Source organism: Streptomyces sp. NPDC036813 (assembly GCF_055609245.1).
In genome coordinates, this window is sequence record NZ_JBVJPV010000001.1 from 785,519 (window position 1) to 810,215 (window position 24,697).

General features: G+C 72.4%; 19 protein-coding genes. 8 read left to right on the forward strand and 11 right to left on the reverse strand.

Features of this window, described 5'->3' with window-relative positions:
• Positions 1–32: 32 nt before the first annotated feature.
• On the forward strand, positions 33–635 hold the full coding sequence (locus tag ACZ67Q_RS03400) for a GNAT family N-acetyltransferase (RefSeq protein WP_471175683.1): 603 nt from the start codon (positions 33–35) through the stop codon (positions 633–635).
• An 87-nt stretch (positions 636–722) separates the two neighbouring features.
• Here ACZ67Q_RS03400 and ACZ67Q_RS03405 read toward each other — a convergent pair whose 3' ends face one another.
• On the reverse strand, positions 723–1,463 hold the full coding sequence (locus ACZ67Q_RS03405) for a TetR/AcrR family transcriptional regulator (RefSeq protein WP_471175685.1): 741 nt from the start codon (positions 1,461–1,463) through the stop codon (positions 723–725).
• 85 nt (positions 1,464–1,548) lie between these two features.
• Here ACZ67Q_RS03405 and ACZ67Q_RS03410 point away from each other — a divergent pair, with 85 nt between their 5' ends.
• Together ACZ67Q_RS03410 and ACZ67Q_RS03415 are read left to right on the forward strand one after the other, a co-directional pair.
• Positions 1,549–2,613, forward strand: a complete 1,065-nt coding sequence (locus tag ACZ67Q_RS03410; RefSeq protein WP_471175687.1) for a glycoside hydrolase family 113 — start codon at positions 1,549–1,551, stop codon at positions 2,611–2,613.
• Positions 2,610–4,445 carry a glycoside hydrolase family 15 protein gene (locus ACZ67Q_RS03415; RefSeq protein ID WP_471175689.1) on the forward strand — a complete coding sequence of 612 codons (1,836 nt, stop codon included), beginning with the start codon at positions 2,610–2,612 and terminating at the stop codon, positions 4,443–4,445. The genes ACZ67Q_RS03410 and ACZ67Q_RS03415 overlap by 4 nt, the downstream gene beginning before the upstream one ends.
• Here the strand turns inward: ACZ67Q_RS03415 and ACZ67Q_RS03420 are convergent.
• The 7 genes from ACZ67Q_RS03420 to ACZ67Q_RS03450 all read right to left on the reverse strand — a co-directional run bounded on the left by ACZ67Q_RS03420 (position 4,345) and on the right by ACZ67Q_RS03450 (position 15,615).
• Positions 4,345–5,094, reverse strand: a complete 750-nt coding sequence (locus ACZ67Q_RS03420; RefSeq protein ID WP_471175691.1) for a class I SAM-dependent methyltransferase — start codon at positions 5,092–5,094, stop codon at positions 4,345–4,347. The two genes, ACZ67Q_RS03415 and ACZ67Q_RS03420, sit on opposite strands and share 101 nt — an antisense overlap.
• Positions 5,095–5,104: 10 nt before the next feature.
• The gene (locus ACZ67Q_RS03425) at positions 5,105–9,736 is read right to left on the reverse strand and encodes an aminotransferase class I/II-fold pyridoxal phosphate-dependent enzyme (RefSeq protein ID WP_471176027.1); all 4,632 of its coding nucleotides are present in this window, start codon (positions 9,734–9,736) and stop codon (positions 5,105–5,107) included.
• 134 nt (positions 9,737–9,870) lie between these two features.
• On the reverse strand, positions 9,871–10,929 hold the full coding sequence (gene galE / locus ACZ67Q_RS03430; protein ID WP_471175693.1) for a UDP-glucose 4-epimerase GalE: 1,059 nt from the start codon (positions 10,927–10,929) through the stop codon (positions 9,871–9,873).
• 118 nt (positions 10,930–11,047) lie between these two features.
• Positions 11,048–11,818 (reverse strand): GntR family transcriptional regulator, encoded by a 771-nt coding sequence (locus tag ACZ67Q_RS03435; RefSeq protein WP_471175695.1) that lies wholly within the window; start codon positions 11,816–11,818, stop codon positions 11,048–11,050.
• 11 nt (positions 11,819–11,829) lie between these two features.
• Positions 11,830–13,701, reverse strand: a complete 1,872-nt coding sequence (gene iolD, locus ACZ67Q_RS03440; protein WP_471175697.1) for a 3D-(3,5/4)-trihydroxycyclohexane-1,2-dione acylhydrolase (decyclizing) — start codon at positions 13,699–13,701, stop codon at positions 11,830–11,832.
• A complete protein-coding gene (iolB, locus tag ACZ67Q_RS03445; protein ID WP_471175698.1) occupies positions 13,698–14,591 on the reverse strand; it encodes a 5-deoxy-glucuronate isomerase in 894 nt (297 codons plus the stop codon). The genes iolD and iolB overlap by 4 nt, the downstream gene beginning before the upstream one ends.
• Before the next feature lie 145 nt (positions 14,592–14,736).
• Positions 14,737–15,615, reverse strand: a complete 879-nt coding sequence (locus ACZ67Q_RS03450; RefSeq protein ID WP_471175699.1) for a Cgl0159 family (beta/alpha)8-fold protein — start codon at positions 15,613–15,615, stop codon at positions 14,737–14,739.
• A gap of 295 nt (positions 15,616–15,910) precedes the next feature.
• Between ACZ67Q_RS03450 and ACZ67Q_RS03455 the strand changes: the two genes are divergently transcribed.
• The 5 genes from ACZ67Q_RS03455 (at position 15,911) to ACZ67Q_RS03475 (ending at position 21,439) form a co-directional block, all read left to right on the forward strand.
• Positions 15,911–16,924, forward strand: a complete 1,014-nt coding sequence (locus tag ACZ67Q_RS03455) for a sugar ABC transporter substrate-binding protein (RefSeq protein ID WP_471175700.1) — start codon at positions 15,911–15,913, stop codon at positions 16,922–16,924.
• Positions 16,924–18,000 carry an ABC transporter permease gene (locus ACZ67Q_RS03460; protein WP_471176030.1) on the forward strand — a complete coding sequence of 359 codons (1,077 nt, stop codon included), beginning with the start codon at positions 16,924–16,926 and terminating at the stop codon, positions 17,998–18,000. Before ACZ67Q_RS03455 ends, ACZ67Q_RS03460 begins: the two co-directional genes overlap by 1 nt.
• 6 nt (positions 18,001–18,006) lie before the next feature.
• Positions 18,007–18,915: an ATP-binding cassette domain-containing protein gene (locus tag ACZ67Q_RS03465; RefSeq protein WP_471175701.1), complete on the forward strand. Its 909-nt coding sequence runs from the start codon at positions 18,007–18,009 to the stop codon at positions 18,913–18,915.
• 1 nt (position 18,916) lies between these two features.
• A complete protein-coding gene (locus tag ACZ67Q_RS03470; protein WP_471175702.1) occupies positions 18,917–19,819 on the forward strand; it encodes a sugar phosphate isomerase/epimerase family protein in 903 nt (300 codons plus the stop codon).
• A gap of 228 nt (positions 19,820–20,047) precedes the next feature.
• Positions 20,048–21,439, forward strand: coding sequence for a serine hydrolase domain-containing protein (locus ACZ67Q_RS03475; RefSeq protein ID WP_471175703.1), 1,392 nt, complete (start codon positions 20,048–20,050; stop codon positions 21,437–21,439).
• Positions 21,440–21,553: 114 nt separating this feature from the next.
• Here ACZ67Q_RS03475 and ACZ67Q_RS03480 read toward each other — a convergent pair whose 3' ends face one another.
• The 3 genes from ACZ67Q_RS03480 to ACZ67Q_RS03490 all read right to left on the reverse strand — a co-directional run bounded on the left by ACZ67Q_RS03480 (position 21,554) and on the right by ACZ67Q_RS03490 (position 24,580).
• On the reverse strand, positions 21,554–22,558 hold the full coding sequence (locus ACZ67Q_RS03480) for a Gfo/Idh/MocA family protein (protein WP_471175704.1): 1,005 nt from the start codon (positions 22,556–22,558) through the stop codon (positions 21,554–21,556).
• A 61-nt stretch (positions 22,559–22,619) separates the two neighbouring features.
• Positions 22,620–23,396, reverse strand: a complete 777-nt coding sequence (locus ACZ67Q_RS03485; RefSeq protein ID WP_471175706.1) for an SDR family oxidoreductase — start codon at positions 23,394–23,396, stop codon at positions 22,620–22,622.
• 29 nt (positions 23,397–23,425) lie between these two features.
• Positions 23,426–24,580, reverse strand: coding sequence for a phytanoyl-CoA dioxygenase family protein (locus ACZ67Q_RS03490; RefSeq protein ID WP_471175708.1), 1,155 nt, complete (start codon positions 24,578–24,580; stop codon positions 23,426–23,428).
• Positions 24,581–24,697: the final 117 nt, after the last annotated feature.

Here is a 24,697-nt window from a genome sequence, read left to right on the forward strand (position 1 = left end):
CCCTGTACGACGGCCCCGACGGAAGGAGCGCGGTGATCCCCGTCCCCGCGGAAGCGACGGTTCTGACCTACCCCGAGGAGGCCGTCCCGGCCGGGCTGCGGCGGCAGGTGCGGGCGCTGCAGGAAGCCGCCTGGCCGTCCTCGGACGAGGCGTCGGCCGCGTCCCTCGCCCCCGTCCACGACCCCGCGCTGCGGCCGGTGTCCATGCTGCTCGTATCGGGTGACACGGTGCTGGCGGCGCTGGACGTGCTGACCAAGGAGATCACGCACGCCGGGCGGCGCTGGGCGGCCGGCGGGCTGAGCACGGTGGTCACGCGGCCCGAGGCGCGCGGCCGGGGCCACGGCAGACACCTGGTGAGCACCGCGCGGGAGGCGATGGCGGGGCAGGGCCTGGAGGTCGGCCTGTTCACCTGCGACCGCCCGCTGCAGGCGTTCTACGAGAGCGCCGGCTGGCGGCTGCTGCCCGGCACCGTCCTGGTCGGCGGGACGGCCGAGTCGCCGTTCCCGAGCGACTGGTCGGCCTTCGACAAGGTGACCATGGCCTGCTTCTTCACCGCCGGCAGCCGCGCGGCGGAGCCGTCGTTCCGCGACAGCCGTATCGCGCTGCACTCGGGGAGGATCGACAAGCTCTGGTGAGGGCCGGCCGAGGCACACCCGACCCGGACGGCCGGGCCGCCGCCCGTCCAGGGGTGCCCGCGCGCGGGATCGGTGGGCGTGTCCCCGCTACCGCGTTCCGCGCGCGGCGGACGCGCTGTCCGTGAAGCGGTCGAGGAGCGCGTCGAGGCCGGCCGCCAGCCCTTCGGGGCCGCCCCGTTCGGCGAGCGTCGGCGCGATGCGGCGCAGGGTGGGCAGTTCCTGCGGCGGCAGGCGGTGCAGGCCCAGACGGAAGGCCGGGTCGGGCTCGTCGGGGTTGTCCACCATGGGACGCAACTCGACCGAGACGTAGCCGAGCAGCCAGGCGAGGCAGGCCTGGAAGGCGTCGGCCGTCCCGGCCTCGTCCAGTCCAGCCTCCTCCAGCAGGGCGAGCACCCGCTCATGGGTGCGGAGCACCGGCAGCGGCCTGCGAGCCATCGGCACGGCCAGCAGCCGGGTGGTCAGCAGCGGCACGGCGTGGGTGTGGGCCAGACACACGTCGTACAGCGTCCGCGCGAAGCGGTGCAGCTCCGCGCGCCAGTCGGACGGCGCGTCCGGGGCCGGCTCCTCGGCGGTCAGGCGCTCGTGCAGCTCCAGGTGAATCGCCTCGACCAGGCCGTCCAGCAGGGCTTCCTTGCCCTCCGCGTACCGGTACAGGGCCATCGCCTCGACACCGAGTTCCGCGCCCAGCCGCCGCATGCTCAGGGCGCCCAGGCCCTCGCGGTCGACCAGTTCCAGTGCGCTGGCCAGCACCCGCTCCCGGCTCAGCCGTCCGTAACGCCCCCGGTCGCTGGCGCGCCGCGCCGGGGTGGTGTCGGGGTTCTTCGCCATGCACAGCCCTCCTCGTGACTTGACCTTACGCGTGCGGAGCGCCATTCTGTCTGTATACGACGTAAACGTACAAGATACGGATACGGTGAGCCCCGCGATCGCGGCGATGGGCGGCGAGGTGACCGCCATGCATCATCCCTACCTGCTGGAACCTGGCGACGATGCCCTCGTTCCCGCGCCCTGCGCCCTGCCCCGCCAGCGCGGCTTCGCACTGCCGAGCTACGCCCGTGACGGCTACGACGATCCGCGCGCCGCCGAGCACCTGCTCCGGATCGCGCGGTCGGGCGCCAACTGGGTACAGCTCACCCCCACCTGGTACCAGCCGACCGCCATGGCGGACCTCATCCGCCCGACCCGCAGCACACCCACCGACGAGGGGGTCGCGCGGATGATCCACCTGGCCCACGCGCACGGGTTGAACGCCCTGCTCAAGCCCCATCTCGACCTCGACGACGCCGGGGACCGCGGAACGATCCGCCCCGCCCGGCGCGCTCGCTGGTTCGCCGCCTACGCGGAGTTCATCGGGCACTACGCGCGACTCGCGGCCCGCTACGGCGCCGACGCGTTCGCCGTGGGAACCGAACTCGCGGGCACGGTGGACGACCGCGACCGCTGGCTCGCGCTGATCGAACGCACGCGTGTCGTCTACGGCGGCTCGCTGCTCTACGCGGCGCACCTGGAGGAGTACGAGCACGTCGCCTTCTGGGACGCGGTGGACATGATCGGCGTGGACGTGCACCAGCCGCCACCCGCGGGACCGCACGGGGACGTGCAGGCGCTCACCCTGGCATGGCGGCCCATCCGCGACGCCCTCGGCGAGTTCGCCGTCCGCACCGGCCGTTCCGTCCTCTTCTCGCAGGCCGGGTTCACCGGCGTGCGCTGCGGGCCGGTGGGTGCCGACACGGCCGGGACCGCGCAACAGGCCGCCGGTTACGAGACGCTGCTGCGAGCCTTCACCGGTCTGCCCTGGTGGGAGGGCGTCCACTGGTGGGTCTGGGCACAGCTCCCGGCCCCCGCCGACCGCATCGGGACACCGGACCACTCCGCCGACGGCGACCGGGTCGAGCATGTGGTGGCCCGGTGGTGGGCCGGCTGCAGGGAGACGCCTCACGTCGCCCAGGAGGGCCCGGCGGGAGGCAGGACACCATGACCCCCATCGAGGACTACGCCCTGCTCGGCGACATGGGCACCGCGGCCATGGTCGGCCGCGACGGCTCCATCGACTGGCTGTGCCTGCCCCGCTTCGACTCACCCGCCTGCCTCGCCGCTCTGGTGGGGACGCCCGACAACGGCTTCTGGCGCCTCGCCCCGACCACCGGCGCCGGCACCTGCGCGGGACGGGCCTACCGGCCCGACACACTCGTGCTGGACACCTGGTGGCGCACCCCGACCGGTGTCGCGCGGGTCACGGACTTCATGCCGCCCGGCTCGCCCCTGCCCTGCCTCGTGCGGATCGTGGAGGGCGTGGTGGGCGAGGTGTCGCTGCGCAGCGAACTTCGGCTGCGCTTCCACCAGGGCAGAGTCGTGCCCTGGGTGCGCGGGATCGACGGGTGCACCGTCGCCGTCGCCGGGCCGGACGCGGTGTGGCTGCGCATCGACGGTGAGGGGCAGTTGTCCGGCGACGCGCACGCCACCGTCGCCGACCTCACCGTCCCCGCGGGCCGGCGGGTCGCCCTCTTCCTGGCCTGGGCACCCTCGCACCACACCGAGCCGCCGCGCTCGCTCGCCGTGCCGGCGGAGACCCTGCTGAAGGAGACCGCCGACCACTGGCGCGGCTGGGCCGGCCGCTGCCGCTACCAGGGTCCCTGGCGGGACGCCGTAGTGCGCTCCCTGATCACGCTCAAGGCCCTCACCTACGCCCCCACCGGCGGCGTCGTGGCCGCCCCCACCACCTCGCTGCCCGGCTGCGTCGGCGGCGAGCGCAACTGGGACCAGCGCTACTGCTGGTTGCGCGACTCCACGCTGACCCTGTCCTGTCTGCTGCGCAGCGGCTACCGCGAGGAGGCGGTGGACTGGCTGGGCTGGCTGGTGCGCACCGTCGCCAGCGACCCCGCCGATCTGCAGAACGGCTACGGCGTGTGCGGCCAGCGGCTGCTGCACGAGACCGAGGCGGACTGGCTGGACGGCTACGAGGGCTCACGCCCCGTCCGGTTCGGCAACTCGGCCGCGGGCCAGTTCCAGCTCGACGTCTACGGCGAGGTGCTGGACACTCTCTACCAGTCCCTGCGGGCGGGCATCCCGATGCCGGCCCATGTGTGGGAGCTGGTCGAGGCGCTGATGGGTTTCCTGCTGCGCCACTGGAACGAGCCCGACCAGGGCGTGTGGCAGGTGCGCGGGCCGCGCCGCCACTTCGTGCACTCCAAGGTCATGGCGTGGGTGGCCGCCGACCGCGCCCTGCGCATGGGAAAACTGCTGGGCCGCAACGGCTCCTCCGCCCAGTGGTGGGCCATGCGCCAGGAGGTCCACCGGCAGGTCTGCCGGGACGGCTGGGATCCGAGGCAGGGCTCCTTCGTGCAGTCCTACGGTTCCACCGCCCTGGACGCCAGCGCCCTGCTCATGCCCCGGCTCGGCTTCCTGCCCGCACAGGACCCGCGGGTACGGGGTACGGTCCACGCCCTGCGGGCCCTCGAGGAAGACGGCTTCCTGCACCGCTACGCACCCGGCGACGAAGGGGTGCATCCCGTGGACGGCATGGCCGGTCGTGAAGGAGCGTTCGTCTCCTGCTCCTTGTGGTATGCGGATACCCTCGCGGCGACCGGCCATGTCCGCAAGGGCCGCGAGACGTTCGAGCACGTCCTCGCCGTGCGCAACGACGTGGGGCTCCTCGCCGAGCAGTGGGACCCGGCCGCCGGGCGCCAGCTCGGCAACGTCCCGAAGTCCGTCAGCCACCTCGCTCTGGCCGAGACCGCGTTCGCCCTGTCAGCAGCACCATCCCGGTATCCCCGTACTCCGGCAGCGTCGGGTCGGCGTCGATCCTCGTGACGTCCAACTCATCGGTCAGCGGCGCGAACACCCGGCTGACGAGCTCGCAGTCCACCGGGCAGCCCGGCCAGCGCGAGGTGGCCCCGATGCGGTAGGTGGGCAGGTTCTCCATGAACGCCGCCACCAGATGGCCGCCGGGCACCACACAGCGCGCGAACTGCCCGCAGAAGGCCGCGAACTCGTCGAAGTCCTCGCTCGCCCCCTCCGCCACGAAGTGCATCGACGCCAGTTCGTACGCCCCGGACGGCAGCGCCCGCACGTCGCCGTGCACCACCCGCACCCGGGCCAGCGCGCCCGGCAGCGTCGCCTCGACCCGCGGGTCGAGCCGTCGGCACAGCGCGTGGAAGGGGCGCCAGCTGTCGTCCGGACCGGCCGCCAGCTGCCGCCGCAGATAGGCGACGTTGGCGGCGCTCGCCTCGACCGCGTCGATCCCGGCGCTGACCGGGGAGACCAGCAGCAAGGGATAGAGGTTGGGACCCGCGCCGAACTCCACCGTGCGGGTCAGGCCCCCGGCGGGCAGAGTGCGGTAGTACGCCGAGTGGTGGGCGATGACCGCGGCGTCGCACGGGTGCAGTTCGCGGTAGTTCTCGGCGAGGTAGTCCTCGACGGGCCAGCCGTCCCAGTCCACGTCGTCGTTGCGGATCGACATCGGCGCCGCCTCAGTCGCGGTGCCGCAGCGCACCCCGCGCGTCCAGCCCGGTCAGCGCCTCGATGAGGCGGTCGATGTCCTCGTCCGAGTTCAGCGCCGTGATCTGGGCACGGAAGCCGACCTGCCGGCGCGGCACCAGCGGATAGGCGGCGAGGGTGACGTAGACGCCGCGGTCCCACAGGAAGCCGGCGACGGACTCCAGCTCGTCCGGGTCCGCCAGCGGGATCTCCACGATGGGCAGCTCGCCCGCGGACGGCGTGTCCAGGCGCAACGAGTGCACCAGGTCGAGCACACGTACCGACTTGCGGTGCAGGTCGGCGCGGATCGCGTCGCCACGGCGCTCGTTGACCTCCAGACCGGCCAGCGCGGTCGCCAGCGAGGCGGTGGGGGAGGGGCCGGAGTACAGATACGGGCCGGCCGCGATCTTCAAGTGGTCCTTCAGCGCGCTCGGCAGCGCCAGGAACGCCAGCAGCGACGAGTACGCCTTCGAGAACCCGCCCACCAGCACGACCCCGTCGTAGGACATACCCGTGTGCCGCACCACGCCGTTGCCGCGCGTGCCGTACGGGCAGGGTTCGTCGGGCGAGCGCTCGCCGATCACTCCGAAGCCGTGCGTGTCGTCGATGTACAGCGTGGCGCCGCGCCGTCGGCAGATGTCGGCGAGCGCCGGCAGGTCGTGCACGTTGCCGCTCATGCTGTTCACGCCGTCCAGGCACACCAGCGGGGGCGTGCCGGAGGGCGCGTCCCGCAGCATCGCGTCCAGTTGCTCCGGCCGGTCGGCGTGGAACCGGTGCAGGGTCGCGCCCTGGCCCCGGGCCGACACGCATCCCTCGTACACCGTGCGGTGAGCGGTGGCCTCCACGAACACGTCCCCCTGCTCCGCCAGCACCGGGATCACGGCGTGGTGGATGAGAGTGGCCGTCGGCAGCAGCAGGGTGTCCTCCGCGCCGAGCAGCGCGGTGAGCCGCTCCTCGATCTCCGGGTACAGCCGGGGGCTGCCCAGCAGCCGCGACCAACTCGGGTGGGTGCCCCAGTCCCGCACGGTCGGGCCGATCGCCGCCATGATCTCCGGATCGTGGTCGAAACCGAGGTAGTTGCAGGACGCGAAGTCGACCAGCCACTGCTCGCCGCAGCGGATGTGCCGGCCGCGCACTTCGTCCAGTACCGCGTCGCTCATCGGACTCGTCCGGCGCAGCCGGTCGAGGTCCGTCCAGCGGGGGTCCCGCCGGACAGGCGCCAACGGGGTGTGCGTTCTGTCCATGGTGGTCCGTCCCCTCTCGAGGGTGGCCCCGTCGGCCGGGGAGGCGGTTGCAGCGCGCGTACTGCCGGGAGCCCTCGGGACCTCCGAGGCGTCCTCGGCGCCCGGCCCCCCGATCCCACGTGACGTCCCCGCAGCCGCGGCGCCGGCGCTCCGTGCCGGCCCGGTGGCGGCAGTGGCGCCCAGGCGAGCCGTCCCGACGGACGGGGCCGTACCGGCCCGAGTCGTCCCGGCGGCCGGCCTCGTCCGCGTCCGTTCCGCCGGGGCGCAGTCGGTCGCGCCCGTGCGCGGTGCCGCGATGACCGGGGCCGCTCCGCGCAGCACGGCCTCCCCCTCGTCCAGCGACATCGGCGGCGCGAACAGGTAGCCCTGCCCGAACCGGCAGCCCATGCCGGCCAGCAGCTCCCGCTGCGCCTGCTGCTCGATGCCCTCCGCGATCACGGTCAGGCCGAGCGTGTCGGCCATCCGGACGATCCCCTCGACGAGCGCCACCTGCCGCGGGTCGCGCGGCAGGTCGTCGATGAACGTCTTGCCTATCTTCAGCACGTCGAGGGGGAACTCCCGCAGATAGCGCAGCGAGGAGAACCCGGTGCCGAAGTCGTCCACCGCGATGCGCACCCCGAGACCTCTGACCCGGCCGATCACGGAGTCGATCTGCTCGTCCCGCTGCATCAGCACCGACTCGGTGAGCTCCAGCTGCAGCGAACGCGGCTCGAGCGCCGCCGCCTCCAGCGCCCGGCACACCGCCCCCAGGAACCCGGGGTCCCGCCACTGCCGCCCGGACACGTTGACGCTGACGTACGGCGGCTCGGCCGGCTGGACACGGCGCTGCAGCTGGGCGATGTCCGAGACGGCGCTGCGCAGCACCCAGGCGCCCAGCGGGGTGATCTGGCCGGTCTCCTCGGCGAGCGGGATGAACTGGTCGGGCGGCACCAGGCCGCTCGGCGCGTGCGGCCAGCGGGCCAGCGCCTCGAAGCCGACCACCTGCGCCAGCGGCTCACCGAGGTCGACGACCGGCTGGTAGCACAGCGAGAAGCGTTCCTGTGCGATCGCGTCGTCGAGGTGCGCCAGCAGATCGTGCCGCTGCGCCACCCGCACCCGCAACTGGGGGAGAAAGCGGCGCCACTGGCGTTTGCCGGCCGCCTTGGCCGCGTAGAGCGCCAGATCGGCCAGCGCCAGCAACTCCTCGGCGTCACCGCTGTCGAGCGCGGTGGCCACGCCCACGCTGGCCGAGACGGTGACCGCCTCGTCGCCCAGATGGAAGGGGCGGCTGAACGCCTGGATCAGCTGGGCGGCGAGCAGCTCGGCGTCCACCGGCTGCCGGGCGTCCTCCATGAGCACCGCGAACTCGTCCCCACCCAGACGGGCCGCGGTGTCGGTACGGCGCAGGGTGTGCGCCAGCCGCTCGCCCACGGCCTTCAGCAGCCGGTCGCCGGTGGAGTGGCCGAGGGTGTCGTTGACGGTCTTGAAGTCGTCGAGGTCGAGGAAGAGCAGGCAGGTCAGCGTGGACTCGCGGCGGCCGCGCAGCAGGGCGCGGGCGGTCCGCTCCAGCAGCAGGGTCCGGTTGGGCAGCCCCGTCAGCGGGTCGTGGAAGGCTCGCTGGGTCAGCTCCTGCTCCAGCTGCCGCTGCTCGGTCACGTCCCGCAGGGTGACCACCAGCCCGCCCACGGTCGTGTCCTGTCTGAGGTCGCTGCAGCGCACCTCCACCTCGACGCGGCCGTCGCCGCGCAGCACCCACCAGTGGTCGTGCGTCTCGTGGCGGCCGTGCCGGCCCAGCCCCCCCAGGGTGCGGTTCACCCGGTCCCGGTCACTTTGCGCCACCAAGTCCCGCAAGGCCGTCCCGGCCAGCTCGCTGCGGCCGAACACCGCCCGGGCCGAGGGACTGGCGTAGCGCACGGTGGTGTCGTCGTCGACGATCAGGATGACGTCCGAGGCGTTGCGCACCAGCGTCCGGAAGTAGGCCTCGCTCTCCTTGCGTACGACCTCCTGCCGCAGTGCCACGCGCTCCAGTACGAGCCCGGCATGCGAGGCGAGGATCTCCAGGGAGCCGCGCACCTCGCTCATCCGTCGCTCGGGCCCGGCCGCCACCAGGGCGCCGGCCGACTCGGTGTCCGCCGTGGTGCCGGGCGGCGTGGTCGCACACACCAGGACGCTGGGCAGTCCGCTGAGCCGGGTGGTGAACCGCGGGCCGAGCATGTCCACGGGCACGGCGAACGAGCGCTGGGACGCCTCCGGCCCGCCGACGCGCACGGAAGGGCGGCGGAGGAAGGTGTACAGCTCGCGCGCTTGCGGCGCGGTGAGCAGCAGGGAACGGTGCGGCACGTCCGGGCCGAAGAGGCTGCCGACCGCCCGCGCGCACGCCGCCGTCACCTCCTGCGGTGTCACCGCGGCCACCAGCGCGACGGTCGCCGAGCGCAGGGCCTGCTCGCGGGCCACGGCCTTGCGGTGCGCGACGACCATCACCGTGAGCCGGAAGATCACCAGCAGGAACATGAGCGTCGAGAAGAGGGCCAGCGTCGTCGCGTCGCGCACCCGGCCCATCCGCTCCTCCACCAGCAGCAGCGCCGGGGCGATCAGGGTGGCGGCGGTCAGCAGGACGAGCCGGTGCCACCGCAGGAGCAGGGACTGCGGCGGGGGATCGGCGGCGGTGAGATCCGCCATGGCGGGGTGCAGCCCGGCCAGGCCCCAGGCCGTGTAGAACACGACCCAGCCGGAGTCCAGCAGCGTGCCGGTCTGCCAGGCGCCGTTGAGCTGCAGCAAGCCGTAGGCGATGTCGAAGCACAGCAGGGTGAAGGTGCCCAGCACCAGCAACTGCACCGACCGGTTGGGGCCGGAGGTGCCGCTCGGCGCGAGCAGCCGGGCCAGCAGCGCCAGGACCAGCAGGTCCCCGAGCGGGTAGGCGACGCTGATCGCCCGTTGTTCCCAGGTCAGATCGTCCTGCCCGGCGAGCGGCTGCACCAGGTACACCCAGACCGGCAGGGCCACGCCCGCGGTGATGATCAGCGAGTCGAGCAGGCTGGGCAGGTCGCGGCCCACCCAGCGGTGCCGGACCAGCCCGAAAAGCCCCGCCGCCATCAGCGGATAGACGGCGAGGTAACAGGCGTCGGCGGGGGAGGGGAAGGGGTTGGACGCATGGAAGTACTGCTCAGAGGCGTTGTAGTAGGTGTCACCGGCCGCGAACGCCAGCAGCCCGGCCGCGAGCGTCAGCCACGGCCAGCGCACGGCGGGCCGGTGCCGCCGCACTCCGGTGACGACGGCCAGCGCACCGCCCAGTCCGATCAGCGCCCACAGTGGGGTCCGCAGCACCGGGACGAGCAGGTAGACACAGGTGACGACCAGGACCGTCGCGAGATAGGCGGTCGGCAGCCGGCGGGGCGGCAGCACTGACACGCGCCTCCCAACTCGGAGGACACCGGGCTGCGAACGAAGGACAACCTGGAGAGGACAACCTGGGAAGAACAACTGGCCTATTGATCCTAGGCACGCCGCACGCCGGCGCGCATCTTCGAGCGCGGCGCTCAACCCTCCATGGAGGGGGGACGGTGCACGGAGTCGCCGTAACCCAGCGGATCGAGCCGCTGGTAGCGCCAGGCGTCGCCGCACACGTCCTCCAGGCTGCGGCTCGGACTCCAGCCCCAGGCCCGGCCGACGGCCCCGGCGTCGGCGACCCGCCGTGCCGCGTCCCCGGGGCGGCGCGGCACGATCTCGTACGGCAGCTGACGGCCGCACACCCGGGAGAACGCGGCGACGACCTCCAGCACCGAGGAGCCACGCCCGCTGCCCAGGTTGTACACGTGCAGCCCAGGCGCGTCGGCGAGATGGTTCAGCGCCAGCCGGTGCGCCTCGACGGTGTCCAGGACGTGCAGGTAGTCGCGGACCGCGGTGCCGTCGGACGTGGGATAGTCCCCGCCGTAGATCTGCACGTGCGGGCGCCGGCCGGCCGCCACCTGCGCTATCGACGGCACCAGGGAGTCCCACGTGCCGGGGCCGCCCTCGCCCAGCAGTCCGCTCGGATGCGCGCCGGCCGGGGTGAAGTGGCGCAGGCACACCACCGTGTACTCGGGCCGGCGCAGGCAGATGTCGGCGAGGAGTTGTTCGCAGGCCCACTTGGAGGCCGCGAAGGGGTCCTGCGGGCCGACCGGGTCGCTCTCGGCGTGCGCGCCTTGCTCGGCGGGCTCGTAGAGCGTGCAGGTGGAGGAGAACACCAGCTGGCGTACGCCGTGTTCGTGCATGGAGTGCAGGAGCGTGATGGTGCCGCCGACGTTGACGTCGTAGTACTCGACGGGCACGGTCAGGGACTCCTGGGCCGAGGTCAGGGCGGCGAAGTGCACGACCGCGTCCACGGCGTGCCGGGCGAACACCGCCGACAGTGCGCGGCGGTCACGGATGTCCAGCTCGTACACGGCGCCGACGAACCGGCCCGCGAGCCGCTCGACGCGTGCGAGGACCTCCCTCGAGGCGGGGGACCGGTGGTCCACCACGATCACCTCGTAGCCGTGGTCGAGCAGGTCCACGCAGGTGTGACTGCCCAGGAAACCGGCCCCGCCGGTGACCAGGATCGTTGACGGTGCGCTCATGGACCGGGCTCCTTCGCGCACGACAAGGTGTACGTTTACGACGTATATCCCGACTGTGCTCCGCCCGCGGCGGCTCGTCAAGACGACGGGCGGACGACGGGACTTCCGGGGCCGGCCCTCAGGACCGGATCAGCAACTGGAAGTCGAACGAGTAGCGCGACGCGCGGTAGATGTGAGTGCCGTGTTCCACCGCGCGGCCCGTGTCGTCGTACGCCGTGCGCTGCATGGTGAGGAGCGCGGCGCCCTGCTGCTCGTCCAGTCGGGACGCCTCCGCGGCCGTCGCGCCGCGCGCGCCGACGCGCTGACGGGCACTGTGCAGGGTGATGCCGGCCGCGCGCATCAGGCGGTACAGGCCCGTCGTCTCCAGGCGCGCGGTGTCCAGGTCGAGCAGCGTCGCGGGCAGGTGGTTGCACAGCAGCGCCACCGGCTTGCCGTGCGTGAGCCGCAGCCGCTCCAGCGCGATCACCTCCTCGCCCTCGGCGATCCCCAGCGCGGCGGCCACCTCCGGGGCCGCCGGCTCCCGCTCGTGGCGCACGACCTGCGTCGAGGGCCCCTGCCCGGCCGCCTCCAGGTCGTCGTATAGGCTGCTGAGTTCGAGCGGGCGCCGGACCTGGCGGTGCACCACCTGGGTGCCGACCCCGCGGCGCCGCACCAGCAGGCCCTTGTCGACGAGGGACTGGATGGCCTGGCGGACCGTCGGGCGGGACAGGCCGAGCCGGGCCGACAGGTCGACCTCGTTGCCGAGCAGACTGCCCGGGACCAGGACGCCGCGCCCGATGGCCGCCTCCAGCTGCTGGGCCAGCTGGTGGTAGAGCGGGACGGGACTGGCCCGGTCCAGGGCGAAGTCCACCGCGTCCGTCCCGGTGCCGGCGGTGCGCGGCTGCTTCATGAACGCCCCCCTCACAGATGGCGGCGGCGGTCCGCCAGCCGCTGCTCGTAGCGCGCGCGGGCGGCGACCGCGGCCTCGCGGCCCGCCACCTCCGCGACCGGCACGTCCCACCAGGCCTCGGCCCCGGGAGCGGTCGGCGCCGGGTCCGTCTCGACGTACACGCAGGTCGGCCGGTCCGCGGAGCGCGCGGCGGCCAGCGCCTCCCGCAGCTCGGCGACCGTCTTGGCGCGCAGCACCTCCATGCCGAGGCTGGCCGCGTTCGCCGCGAGGTCGACCGGCAGCGGCGGCCCGGTGAACGTGCCGTCGGCGGCGCGGTGGCGGTAGGCGGTGCCGAAGCGCTCGCCGCCGGTCTCCTCCGACAGCCCGCCGATGGAGGCGTAGCCGTGGTTCTGGATCAGCACCATCTTGACCGGCAGCCCCTCCTGGACGGCGGTGACGATCTCCGTCGGCATCATCAGATACGTTCCGTCGCCGACCAGCGCCCACACCACCGTGTCCGGCGCGGCCTGCTGCACACCGATCGAGGCCGGGATCTCGTATCCCATGCAGGAGTAGCCGTACTCCAGGTGGTACTGGCGCGGGCTGCGCGCCCGCCACAGTTTGTGCAGGTCGCCGGGGAGCGAACCGGCCGCGTTGATCACCACGTCCGTGTCGCCGACGACGGCGTCCAGCGCGCCGAGGACCTGCGTCTGCGTCGGCACCGCGCTGTCGTCCGCCGCGCGGAACGCGGCGTCCACCACCCGCTCCCAACGCGCCTTGCCCTGCCGGTACTCCGCCTCATACGCCGCGTCCACGCGGTGTCCGTCGAGCGCCGCCGTCAGCCTCTCCAGACCGCTGCGCGCGTCGCAGACGAGCGTGCGCGCCGTGAGCTTGTGCGCGTCGAAGGCGGTGATGTTGAGGTTCACGAACCGCACGCCGGGGTTCTGGAACAGGGTTCCGGAGGCGGTCGTGAAGTCCGAGTAGCGCGTACCGACGCCGATCACCAGGTCGGCGGTGCGGGCGAGGTCGTCGCACACGGCCGTGCCGGTGTGGCCAATGCCGCCGACGTCGGCGGCGTGGTCGTGGCGCAGCGAGCCCTTGCCCGCCTGGGTGGAGGCGACCGGGATGCCGGTGGCGTTGACCAGCGCGCGCAGCGCCTCCTCGGCCTCGCTGTGGTGGACGCCGCCGCCCGCGACGATCAGCGGACGGGACGCGGCGCGGATCGCCCGGACGGCCTCGGCGAGTTCGACGGGGTCCGGCGCCGGCCGCCGTACGAACCACACGCGCTCGGCGAAGAACTCCACCGGCCAGTCGTACGCCTCCGCCTGCACGTCCTGCGGCAGGGCCAGCGTCACCGCGCCGGTCTCGGCCGGGTCGGTCAGCACCCGCACGGCCTGCAGCGCGCTCACGATCAGGGCTTCGGGGCGGGTGATCCGGTCGAAGTAGCGGGAGACCGGCCGCAGGGCGTCGTTCACCGACACGTCCGCCTCCAACGGGTGCTCCAGCTGCTGGAGCAGCGGATCGGCCGGGTGCGCGGCGAAGTAGTCGCCGGGCAGCAGCAGGACCGGCAGGCGGTTGATGGTGGCGAGGGCGGCGCCGGTGACCAGGTTGGTGGCGCCGGGCCCGATCGACGTGGTCACCGCCATGGCGGACAGCCGGTTCAGATGCCGGGCGCGGGCGACGGCGGCGTGCACCATGGCCTGCTCGTTACGGCCCTGGTGGTACGGCATGACGTCCGCGTACTCGACGAGCGCCTGGCCGATCCCGGCGACGTTGCCGTGGCCGAAGATCCCCCAGGTGCCGGCGATCAGCCTGCGGCGCACGCCGTCGCGTTCGGTGTACTGGGCGGCGAGGAACCGCACAAGGGCCTGGGCGGTGGTCAGACGGAGGGTGCGGGCGCTCATCGGGATGTCTCCGGGGCGGTGTAGAGGGGCAGTCGGGGGTCGACGGGCTGCCCGGGCCAGGTGTCGCGGATCCAGGCGTGGTCGGGGTGGTCGCAGATCAGCCAGGCCCGCTCGGACGCGGGGCCCGCCATGACGTTGAGGTAGTACATGTGGTGGCCCGGCACCGCCATGGACGGTCCGTGCCAGCCGTCGGGGATGAGGACGACGTCGCCGTCGCGGACCTCGGCCAGCACATCCGTGCCCCGGGCCCGACCGGACGGCGAGACCCGCTGGTAGCCGAGGCCGGGCGTGGCGCCGTGCGCGGCGAACTCGAAGTAGTAGATCTCCTCCAGCACCGACTCCTCGCCCGGGCGGTGCTCGTCGTGCTTGTGCGGCGGGAAGGAGGACCAGTTGCCGCCGGGGGTGAGCACCTCGACCGCGATCAGCTTGTCGCAGTCGAAGACGCCTGCCGCCGCGAAGTTGTTGACCTGGCGTGAGCAGTTCCCGGTGCCGCGCAGCTCGACCGGGACCGAGGAGGCGGGGGCGTAGCGGGCGGGCAGCCGACGGGCGCAGCGGGCGCCGGTCAGCGCGAAGCGGCCGCCGCGCGCCGAGGTCACGGTGGTGCGGGCGTCGCGCGGGGCGTAGGCGAAGTCGCTGACCGCGCTGAAGACGTCCGCCCGGCCCACCAGCTCGAAGGTGTGGTGACCGAAGTCGTCGGCCACGGCGACGGTGCAGGAGCCGCTGAGCGGCAGCACGATCCACTCGCTGTCGCCGGTGTCGAAGGTGTGCGAGCCCCCGGCGGGCAGCTGAAGCACGCGCAGAGCGGAGTACCCCCAGCCGGCCTTCTCGGGGCCGAGGTCGACGTCGTAGGACCCGGCGGCCGCCTTGCCCGCGGGCAGGTGGTACGTCATGAACTCCTCCGTTTCGCAGCACGCGTCGTAGAGCAGACCTTCCCCGGGCGAGGGTGTCCCAGCGGGCCGCCCGGGCGGTCGTGGCCGGCGCTTCCCGGCCGGACCCTGCCCGGGCCGGGCGTCACAGGGCGTTCCGGTCGGCGGTTCACAGCAGTCCGACGGCCGTGTCGACCGCCTCCTCCACACTGCCCGCGGCCGGGTAGAGCAGCGAGCGGCCCACGACCAGGCCGTGGACGGTGGGCAGTCCGAGCGCCTTGCGCCAGCGTTCGTAGGCGGCGTCCTGGTCGTCGCCCACGTCACCGCCGAGCAGCACGACGGGCAGTGTCGAGGTCTGCAGCACCTCGCCCATGTCGTCGGGGTCGTCGGTGACGGGCAGCTTGAGCCAGGTGTACGCGGAGGTGCCGCCGAGGCCAGAGGCGATGGCGATGGAGCGGGTGACGGCCGCTGCGGACAGGTCGTTGCGGACCCGGCCGGCCACGCGGCGCGAGAGGAACGGCTCGACGAACACCGGCAGCCGCTGCGCCGCCATCGCGTCGATGGCGCGGGCGGTGCCCTCCAGCGTGATGAGCGAGCCGGGGTCGTCGTAGTCGATGCGCAGCAGCAGCTTGCCGGCGTCGAAGCGCAGCCGGGCGAGGTCGGCGGCGCGGTGCCCGGTGAACCGGTCGTCCATCTCGAAGGCGGCGCCGGCGAGCCCGCCGCGGTTCATCGAGCCCATCACGACCTTGCCGTCCAGCGCGCCCAGCAGCAGCAGGTCCTCCAGGACGTCCGCGGTGGCGAGCACCCCGTCGACCCCGGGCCGCGACAGCGCCGTGCACAGGCGCTCCAGCAGGTCGGCCCGGTCGGCCATGGCCAGCGGTCGGTCGCCGACGGCGAGCGCGCCGCGCGCCGGGTGGTCGGCGGCGACGATCAGCAGCCTGCCGGAGCCGTTCAGCAGCGGCCGCCGCGCGCGGCGGGCGGCGGCCTCGGCGACGGCCTCCGGGTGCCGCGCGCGGACCGTGGCGAGGTCGGGGATGCTGAGAGTCAAGACGTCGCTCCGTTTCCGCGTCAGGGCTACGCCCGCGCCCCTGGGGTAGGGATCGACCGCGTACGAGCGGGCCTGCCGCCTCCCAGGTGTAGGTGCCGGGAGCAGACGGTGTCAATAGTTTGTACTTACATTCGGACCTTGTTGTGAAATGATGTCTTAACAAAGTATTGACAGCGGGCGCCGCAGCGACTTGTATCCCGTCCCAGCGCAACAGCCGTCCGACATGGCTCTCGATCCACTCCCTCCTTCCGGTGGTTCCCCCGTCGCACACGTCGCACAGTGAGGTGCAGGAAAGATGGACCGCTCTTCTCACTCCCGCAGACTCGCCCCGGTCGTGGCCCTGGCCGCGGCGGCGGCCCTGACCCTCGCGGGCTGCTCCAGCAGTTCCGGCGGCAAGAAGGCCGAGGAAGGAGGGGGCGCGGCGTCCGCCGGCAAGGCCAACACCCCCCGCATGACGGTCGCGCTGGTCACCCACCAGTCGCCCGGTGACACCTTCTGGGACATCGTCCGCAAGGGTGCCGAGGCCGCGGCCGCCAAGGACAACATCAAGCTCGTCTACTCCGCCGACCCGAACGCGGGCGGCCAGGCCAACCTGGTGCAGAACGCCATCGACCAGAAGGTCGACGGCATCGCCATCACGCTGGCCAAACCGGACGCCATGAAGAGTGTCGTCGCCAAGGCCAAGGGCGCCGGCATACCCGTGGTCGGTCTCAACTCCGGCGTCAGCGACTGGAAGAAGCTCGGCCTGCTGGAGTTCTTCGGCCAGGACGAGACCGTCGCCGGCGAGGCCTTCGGCAAGAAACTGAACGAGGTCGGCGCCAAGAAGGCCGTGTGCGTCGTCCAGGAGCAGGGCAACATCGGCCTGACCCAGCGTTGCGACGGCGTCAAGAAGACCTTCTCCGGCTCCGTGCAGAACCTCTACGTCAACGGCACCGACATGCCGTCCGTGAAGTCGACCATCACCGCCAAGCTCAAGCAGGACACCGGCATCGACTACGTCGTCACGCTGGGCGCCCCGTTCGCGCTGACCGCGGTGCAGTCGGTCGGTGACGCCGGCAGCAAGGCCAAGGTCGCCACCTTCGACCTCAACAAGGACCTCACCAAGGCCATCAAGAACGGCACCATCCAGTTCGCCGTCGACCAGCAGCCCTACCTCCAGGGCTACCTGGCGATCGACTCCCTGTGGCTCTACAAGAACAACGGCAACTACAGCGGTGGCGGCGAGCAGCCGGTGCTCACCGGACCGGCCTTCGTCGACAAGGCCAACGTCGACCAGGTCGCCAACTTCGCCGAGAAGGGCACCCGGTGATCGGTATGACCCAGCAGGCTGCGCCGGCGGTGGGGACACCGCCGGCCCCCGGCCACGGGCAGTCCGACGGCCGCACCCGGCAGCGCTCCCTGGTGTTCCGGCTGCTCGCGCGGCCCGAGGTCGGCGTCTTCCTCGGCGCGGTGGCCGTCCTGGTCTTCTTCCTGATCGCGGCACCGAGCGTGCGCCAGGGCAGCTCGATGGCCACGGTGCTCTACCAGTCCTCGACCATCGGCATCATGGCGCTGCCGGTCGCACTGCTCATGATCGGCGGCGAGTTCGACCTGTCGTCCGGCGTCGCGGTGATCACCTCCGCCCTCACCGCGAGCATGCTGAGCTTCCAGCTGAGCATGAACGTGTGGACCGGCGTGGCCCTCGCCCTGATCGTCTCCCTCGGCATCGGCGCCTTCAACGGCTGGATGGTGGTGAGAACGGGACTTCCCAGCTTCCTGGTCACCCTCGGCACCTTCCTGATCCTCCAGGGCGTCAACCTCGCGGTGACCAAACTCGTCACCGGCAACGTCGCCACCGACGACATCAGCGACATGGACGGCTTCACCCAGGCCAGAAAGGTCTTCGCCTCCTCCTTCGACGTGGGCGGCGTCCAGGTGAAGATCACGGTGGTGTGGTGGCTGGTCTTCGCCGCGCTGGCCACCTGGGTGCTGCTGCGCACCAGGTACGGCAACTGGATCTTCGCCGTGGGCGGCAACAAGGAGAGCGCCCGGGCCGTCGGTGTCCCCGTGAACTTCACGAAGATCACGCTGTTCATGACGGTCGGCTTCGGCGCCTGGTTCGTCGGCATGCACAACCTGTTCTCCTTCAACACCGTGCAGTCCGGCGAGGGCGTCGGCCAGGAGCTGATCTACATCGCCGCGGCCGTCATCGGCGGCTGCCTGCTCACCGGCGGCTACGGCTCCGCGATCGGCCCTGTCTTCGGCGCATTCATGTTCGGCATGGTCAACCAGGGCATCGTGTACGCGGGCTGGAACCCGGACTGGTTCAAGGCGTTCCTCGGGGTGATGCTCCTCGGCGCGGTCCTGATCAACCTGTACGTGCAGCGCACCGCGACGAGGAGGTGAGGTGACATGACCACCAGCGGAACCCACGGCGCGATCCTCGCCGACGCCGCGCCCGAGAAGGACACACCCCTCGTCGAACTGCGCGCGGCCGGCAAGTCCTACGGCAACATCCGCGCCCTGCACGGCGTGGACCTGAACGTCTTCCCCGGCCGCGTGACCTGCGTCCTCGGTGACAACGGCGCCGGCAAGTCCACCCTCATCAAGATCATCTCGGGGCTGCACCAGCACACCGAGGGCGAGTTCCTCGTCGACGGCCGACCGGTGCGTTTCAGCACCCCCCGCGAGGCCCTCGACCGCGGTATCGCCACGGTCTACCAGGACCTCGCGACCGTCCCGCTGATGCCGGTGTGGCGCAACTTCTTCCTCGGCTCGGAGATGACCAAGGGCCCCTGGCCCGTCCGCCGTCTCGACATCGACCGCATGAAGAAGACGGCCGACCAGGAGCTGCGCAACATGGGCATCGTCCTGGACGACCTGGAACAGCCCATCGGCACCCTCTCGGGCGGCCAGCGCCAGTGCGTGGCCATCGCCCGCGCCGTCTACTTCGGCGCGCGGGTGCTGATCCTGGACGAGCCGACCGCCGCCCTCGGCGTCAAGCAGTCCGGCGTGGTCCTGAAGTACATCGCCGCCGCCCGCGACCGCGGCCTCGGCGTCATCTTCATCACCCACAACCCCCACCACGCCTACATGGTCGGCGACCACTTCAACGTGCTGCGCCTGGGCACCCTGGAGCTGTCCGCCGCCCGCAGCGAGGTCAGCCTCGAGGAGCTGACCAACCACATGGCCGGCGGCACCGAACTCGCCGCCCTCAAGCACGAACTCTCCCAGGTCCGGGGCGTCGACGTGGAGGGACTCCCCGAGGCGCAGGACCTCTCCGCACCCGTGGCGGCCCCCACGTCGGAAGGAACTGACTGACATGCCCGCTGCTCTGAGCCGTATCCGGGTCGGCTCCGCCCCCGACTCCTGGGGTGTGTGGTTCCCGGACGACCCCGTGCAGGTGCCCTGGCAGCGCTTCCTCGACGAGGTCGCCGAGGCCGGCTACGAGTGGATCGAACTCGGCCCCTACGGCTACCTCCCCACCGACCCGGCCCGGCTCACCGACGAGGTGCACGCCCGCGGCCTGAAGGTGTCCGCGGGCACCGTCTTCACCGGCCTGCACCGCGGCCTGTCGGTGTGGGACGACACCTGGGAGCACGTGGCCAGGGTCGCGGCCCTGACCCAGGCCATGGGCGCCCGGCACCTCGTCGTCATCCCGTCCTTCTGGCGCGACGACAAGACCGCCGAGATCCTGGAACCGCCGGAGCTGACCGCCGAGCAGTGGGCCCACCTCACCAAGGGCATGGAGCGGCTCGGACACGAGGTGAAGGAGACGTACGGCCTGGACATCGTCGTGCATCCGCATGCCGACACCCACATCGACACCGAGGCCCACGTCGAGCGCTTCCTCGACTCCACCGACTCCGACCTCGTCAACCTCTGCCTGGACACCGGGCACTACGCCTACTGCGGCGGCGACAGCGTCAAGCTCATCGAGACCTACGGCGAGCGCATCGGCTATCTGCACCTCAAGCAGGTCGACCCCGGCATCCTCGCCGACGTCGTGGCGCAGGGGGTGCCCTTCGGGCCGGCGGTGCAGCGCGGAGTGATGTGCGAACCGCCATCCGGCGTGCCGGAGTTGGAGCCGGTGCTGGTGGCGGCGCAGGAGCTGGGCGTGGACCTGTTCGCCATCGTCGAGCAGGACATGTACCCCTGCGAGCCGGACAAGCCCCTGCCGATCGCGGTCCGCACCCGCCGCTTCCTGCGCTCCTGCGGGGCCTGAGCGGTCCGGCGCGGCCGACCGGTGTGTGTCCCTGGCGCCGGGCCCCCCGAGAGGCCCCTTCCCGACAGGACGCGGCGGGCCGGCGCTCCTATGCTGGTCCTAGCCCAGTGTGGCCCATGGGACCACTGGTGCGTCAGGGCCGTCGGCCGCTGGGCGGCGGCCGCTGTCCCGCCGCCTTCCACGACGTTCGCGGGGCGATCCCTCCTGCCGCCTCCCGGGAGCAAGCCCATGTCGTACGCGTCCACCCGACTGCGCAGGTCAGCCGTCACCGCCGCCGCACTGGGCATCCTCGTGGTGCCGGCCGCGGGCGGCACGGCCGTCGCCCTGCCGAGCGCGGCCCCCACGCCGCCGTCCCCCATCTCGCCGTCCGCCACGGACACCGCTTCCCCGTCCTCCACCTCGCCGTCCGCCACGGACACCGCTTCCCCGTCCTCCGCCTCGCCGTCCGCCACGGACACCGCCTCCCCGTCCTCCACCTCGCCGTCGCCGTCCGAGACGTCGCCCACTCCGCCGTCCCCGAGCGGCAACCAGGTCCGCGCGCTCACCCCCGCCGTGCAGCGGGCTCTTGACGCCGCGGTGCAGCGGGTGATGCACCAGGCGAGGATCCCCGGTGTGACCGTCGGCGTGTGGACGCCCGGCCAGGGGCAGTACGTCAGGTCCTTCGGTGTCGCCGACAAGAGCACCGGCAGCAAGATGTCGCCCGACCTCTACATGCGCATCGGCAGCGAGACGAAGACCTTCACCGTCACCGCCGTGCTGCAACTCGTCGACCAGGGCAAGATCGGCCTCGACGACACCATCGACAAGTACGTCAGCGGCGTGCCCAACGGCAACAAGATCACCATCCGGCAGCTGGCCGGGATGCGCAGCGGGCTGTTCAACTACTCGGCGGACGAGGACTTCTACAAGGCGCTCACCTCCGACCCCAAGCGCCCCTTCACCCCGCAGCAGCTGCTGGACTACTCCTTCAAACACCCTGTGCTCTTCCCGCCGGGCCAGCAGTTCTACTACTGCAACACCAACCTGATCCTGCTCGGCCTGGTCGTGGAGAAGGAGAGCGGGCAGAAGCTCAACGACTACATCCAGCACAAGATCCTCGACCCGGTCGGCCTCAAGCACACGCTCTTCCCGACCGGCAACGAGTTCCCCACGCCGCACGCGCAGGGCTACACCAACCAGACGGCGACCGGCAAGGTCGAGGACTCCGCCGACTGGAACCCCTCCTGGGGGTGGGCGGCCGGTGCGATGATCTCCCAGCTGGACGACCTGCGGGTGTGGGCCCGCACGGTGGCCACCGGCAAGCTGCCGAACGGCGGTGACATGATCAGCCCCGCGACGCAGAAGCAGCGGCTGATGACGCCCGCGACCCCCATCCCGGGCGCCGGCTACGGACTCGGCATCTTCAATGTGCAGGGCTGGATCGGGCACAACGGCTCCCTGCCCGGCTACGAGTCCCTCACCATCTACCTGCCGGAGGCGCAGGCGACGGTCGTCGTGATGCTGAACACGGACATCAACTACAAGAACGAGGAGCCCAGCACCCTCTTCGGCCAGGCCGTGACGCGGATCATCTCCCCGGACCACGTGTTCAACCTGCCGGCGGAACCGGCGGCACGCTGAGTTCGCCGCGGGCCCGCGCCCGAGCCCCGACCGGAACGCCGGCCGGGGCCGGGCCTGCGGTGTGGGTCGGGGCCCGGCCTGCGGCGCGGTCCGGGGCCAGGCCCCGGCCAGCGATCACGCGTCGCGTACCTCCGCCAGCGTCACCGGCCGGTGCTCGTGCAGCGACAGCGTGCAGGCCTCCGCGATCCAGCCGGCCTCCAGGGCGTCCTCGATCGTGCACGGGGAGGGCCGGGTGCCGGCGATCAGCTCGGTGAACGCGGCGAGTTCGGCGCGGTAGGCCGCGGCGAAGCGGTCCATGAAGAAGTCGTGCGGGACGCCCGAGGGGAAGGTGACACCCGGCTCGGCCGAACGCAGCGGCAGCTTGTCGTCGAGGCCGACGGCGAGGGAGTCCTGAAAGCCGTGCAGCTCCATACGGACGTCGTGACCGCGGCCGTTGTGGCGGGAGTTGGACACCACCGCGATGGTGCCGTCGTCGAGGGTGAGCAGCGCTCCGGTGGTGTCGGCGTCACCGGACTGCCGGATGTAGTCGGCGCCCCGGTTGCCGCCGACGGCGTACACCTCGGTCACCTCGCGGCCGGTCACCCAGCGGATGATGTCGAAGTCGTGCACCGAGCAGTCCCGGAAGATGCCCCCGGACGCGGCGACGTACGCGGCCGGCGGCGGCGCCGGATCCAGCGTGGTGGACCGCACCGTGTGCAGCGTGCCCAGCTCGCCGGCGCGCACCGCGGCGCGGGCGGCGGTGAACCCGGCGTCGAAGCGCCGGTTGAAGCCGATCTGGATCGGCACGCCGCTGCCCTCGACGGCGCGCAGCACCTCCACGCTCTCGGCGATCGTGCGGGCGACCGGCTTCTCGCAGAAGACGGGCACGCCGGCCGCCACACCGGCCCGGATCAGCGCCGGGTGGGCGTCGGTGGCCGCGGCGACGACGATGCCGTCCACGCCGGAGGCCAGCAGGGCCTCGGGCGAGTCGGCGACCTCGGCGCCGAACCGCTCGGCGGCGGCCTTGGCGGCGTCCGCCACGGGGTCGGTGACGACGAGGGAGTCGACCGTGTCGAGCCCGGACAGGGTCCCGGCGTGGAAGGCCCCGATGCGGCCGAGGCCGAGGATTCCGATACGCATGGTGCTCCTTGAGAGGAAGGGCGGGTGTGCCGGTCGGTGAGGGGAAGGGCGGATGTGCCGGTCAGTCCAGTCCGCCGAGGACGTTCTGGTCCCAGTCGATCACCGAACCGGTGACCACTCCGGACCGGTCGGACAGCAGGAAGACCACGAAGTCGGCGATCTCGTCGGGCCGGCCGAGCCGCCCCATCGGCAGCCGCGCCGCCGCCTGCTCCTGCCAGTCGTCGCCCGCCCCGTGGAAGGCGCGCTGGGTGGCGTCCTCGCCCTCGGTCGCGGTCCAGCCGATGTTCAGGCCGTTGATCCGGATACGGTCGTAGCGGTGGGCGTGCGCGGCGTTGCGGGTCAGTCCCGCGAGCCCCGCCTTCGCCGCCACGTACGGCGCGAGGAAGGGCTGCCCGCCGTGCGCCGACGAGGTGATGACGTTGACGATAGTGCCGGACGCCCCGCGCGACAGCATGTCGGCGACCGCCGCCTGCATCGCGAAGAACGGCCCCCGCAGATTGACGGCGATGTGCTGGTCGAACAGCTCCGGCGTGGTGTCGAGCAGCGTGCCGCGCGCGGTCAGCCCGGCGGAGTTCACCAGGCAGTCGATGCGGCCCCAGGCGTCCACCACCGTGGCCACGGCCGCCCTGGCCTGCTCGGCGTCGGCCAGATCGGCCCGCACGTACAGCGCCTTGGCGCCGTCGGCCGTGAGGTCCGCGACCAGCGCCTCGCCGGGCTCGGGGCGGCGTCCGGTGACGGCCACGACCGCGCCCTCACGGACCGCCGCCCGGGCGACGGCCGCGCCGACGCCCTGGCTGCCGCCGTTGACCAGTACGACCTTGTCGTCCAGCAGTCCCATCTCGCTCCTTGCTCCTCTCGTCCGGCGGGTCAGCTCCTACGCCGTTCGGCGGCCGCGCGCAGCTCCGCGCGCAGTGTCTCGGTGCCCCACTCCCCGGCGAGTGCCCGCCTCAGCAGATCGGCCTGCGACGGCGGGGCGAGCCCGTCCACCGGCGGATCGCGGTCCAGGTCGGTCGGGAAGGGATAGCCCTCGGCGCTCGCTGCGATCACACGCTCCAGCCATGCCTCGCCCACGCCCTCGGCCCTGCGCCCCAGCAGCACGGGGTAGACGGCGTTCACGACCGCCTCGCGGTCCACGCTCTCCATGGCCCGGCCGAACGCGGAGGACACCTGGAGCAGGTTGGCCGTGCGCCGGATGTCCGCCGAGCGGTTGGTGCCGGCCGCGTGGAAGAGGGCCGGGTTGAAGAAGACCGCGTCCCCCTTGGCGAGCGGCAACTGCACGTGGTGCTCCGCGAAGTACGCCCGGAACTCGGGCAGCCGCCAGGCCAGGTACCCGGGCTCGTACAGCTGGGACCAGGGCAGGTACAGCGTCGGCCCCGACTCCACCGGCATGTCGCAGTGGGCGACGGCGCCCTGCAGGGTGAGCACGGGGGAGAGGCGGTGCACATGCGCCGGGTAGGCCGCGGCGGTCGCGTTGCCGAGGAAGCCCAGATGGTAGTCGCGGTGCGGCTGCTGCGCCTCGCCACCCGGGTTGACGACGTTGACCTGGGAGGTCACCTGGTAGCCGGGGCCGAGCCAGGCCTCGGAGACCAAACCGACGACGTCGTTCGCGTAGTAGTCGGCGAACGCCTCCGGGTCGTACAGCGCGGCCTTCTCCAGGGCGTTCCACACCCGGTCGTTGGCGCCCGGGCGTGCGAAGTGGTCACCGGCGGTCCGGCCCGCGGCGCGCTGCTCGGCGATCAGCGCCTCGAAGACGGCGGTGAGCCGGTCGACCACGGCCGGATCGGGGAAGGCGCCCCGGAAGACGGCGACCCCGGGGCCGTCGGCGAGGACGCGGACGATCTCGGTCTGGATCTCGCGGCCGGAGCCGAGCTGTCCGGCGTCGTAGAGCGGCACGTTGTGCTCGACGGCGGCGGCATGCGGGTATGCGGCCGGGTCGGTGGTCCGCTCGGTCAGGGTGCGGAAGGCGGTCAGGTCGCAGTCCGGTTCGGACAGCCAGGCACGCTGCGGGGCGGTGGCGGACATCGCGGTCCCTTCGGTTCATGGCGTGACGCGCCGTCCATGGCGCCCGGTGCGGGTCACGGCGGTGCGGGACGCCGTGCGGGCACGGCGGTGCTGGACGCCGTACGGGTCACGGTGGTC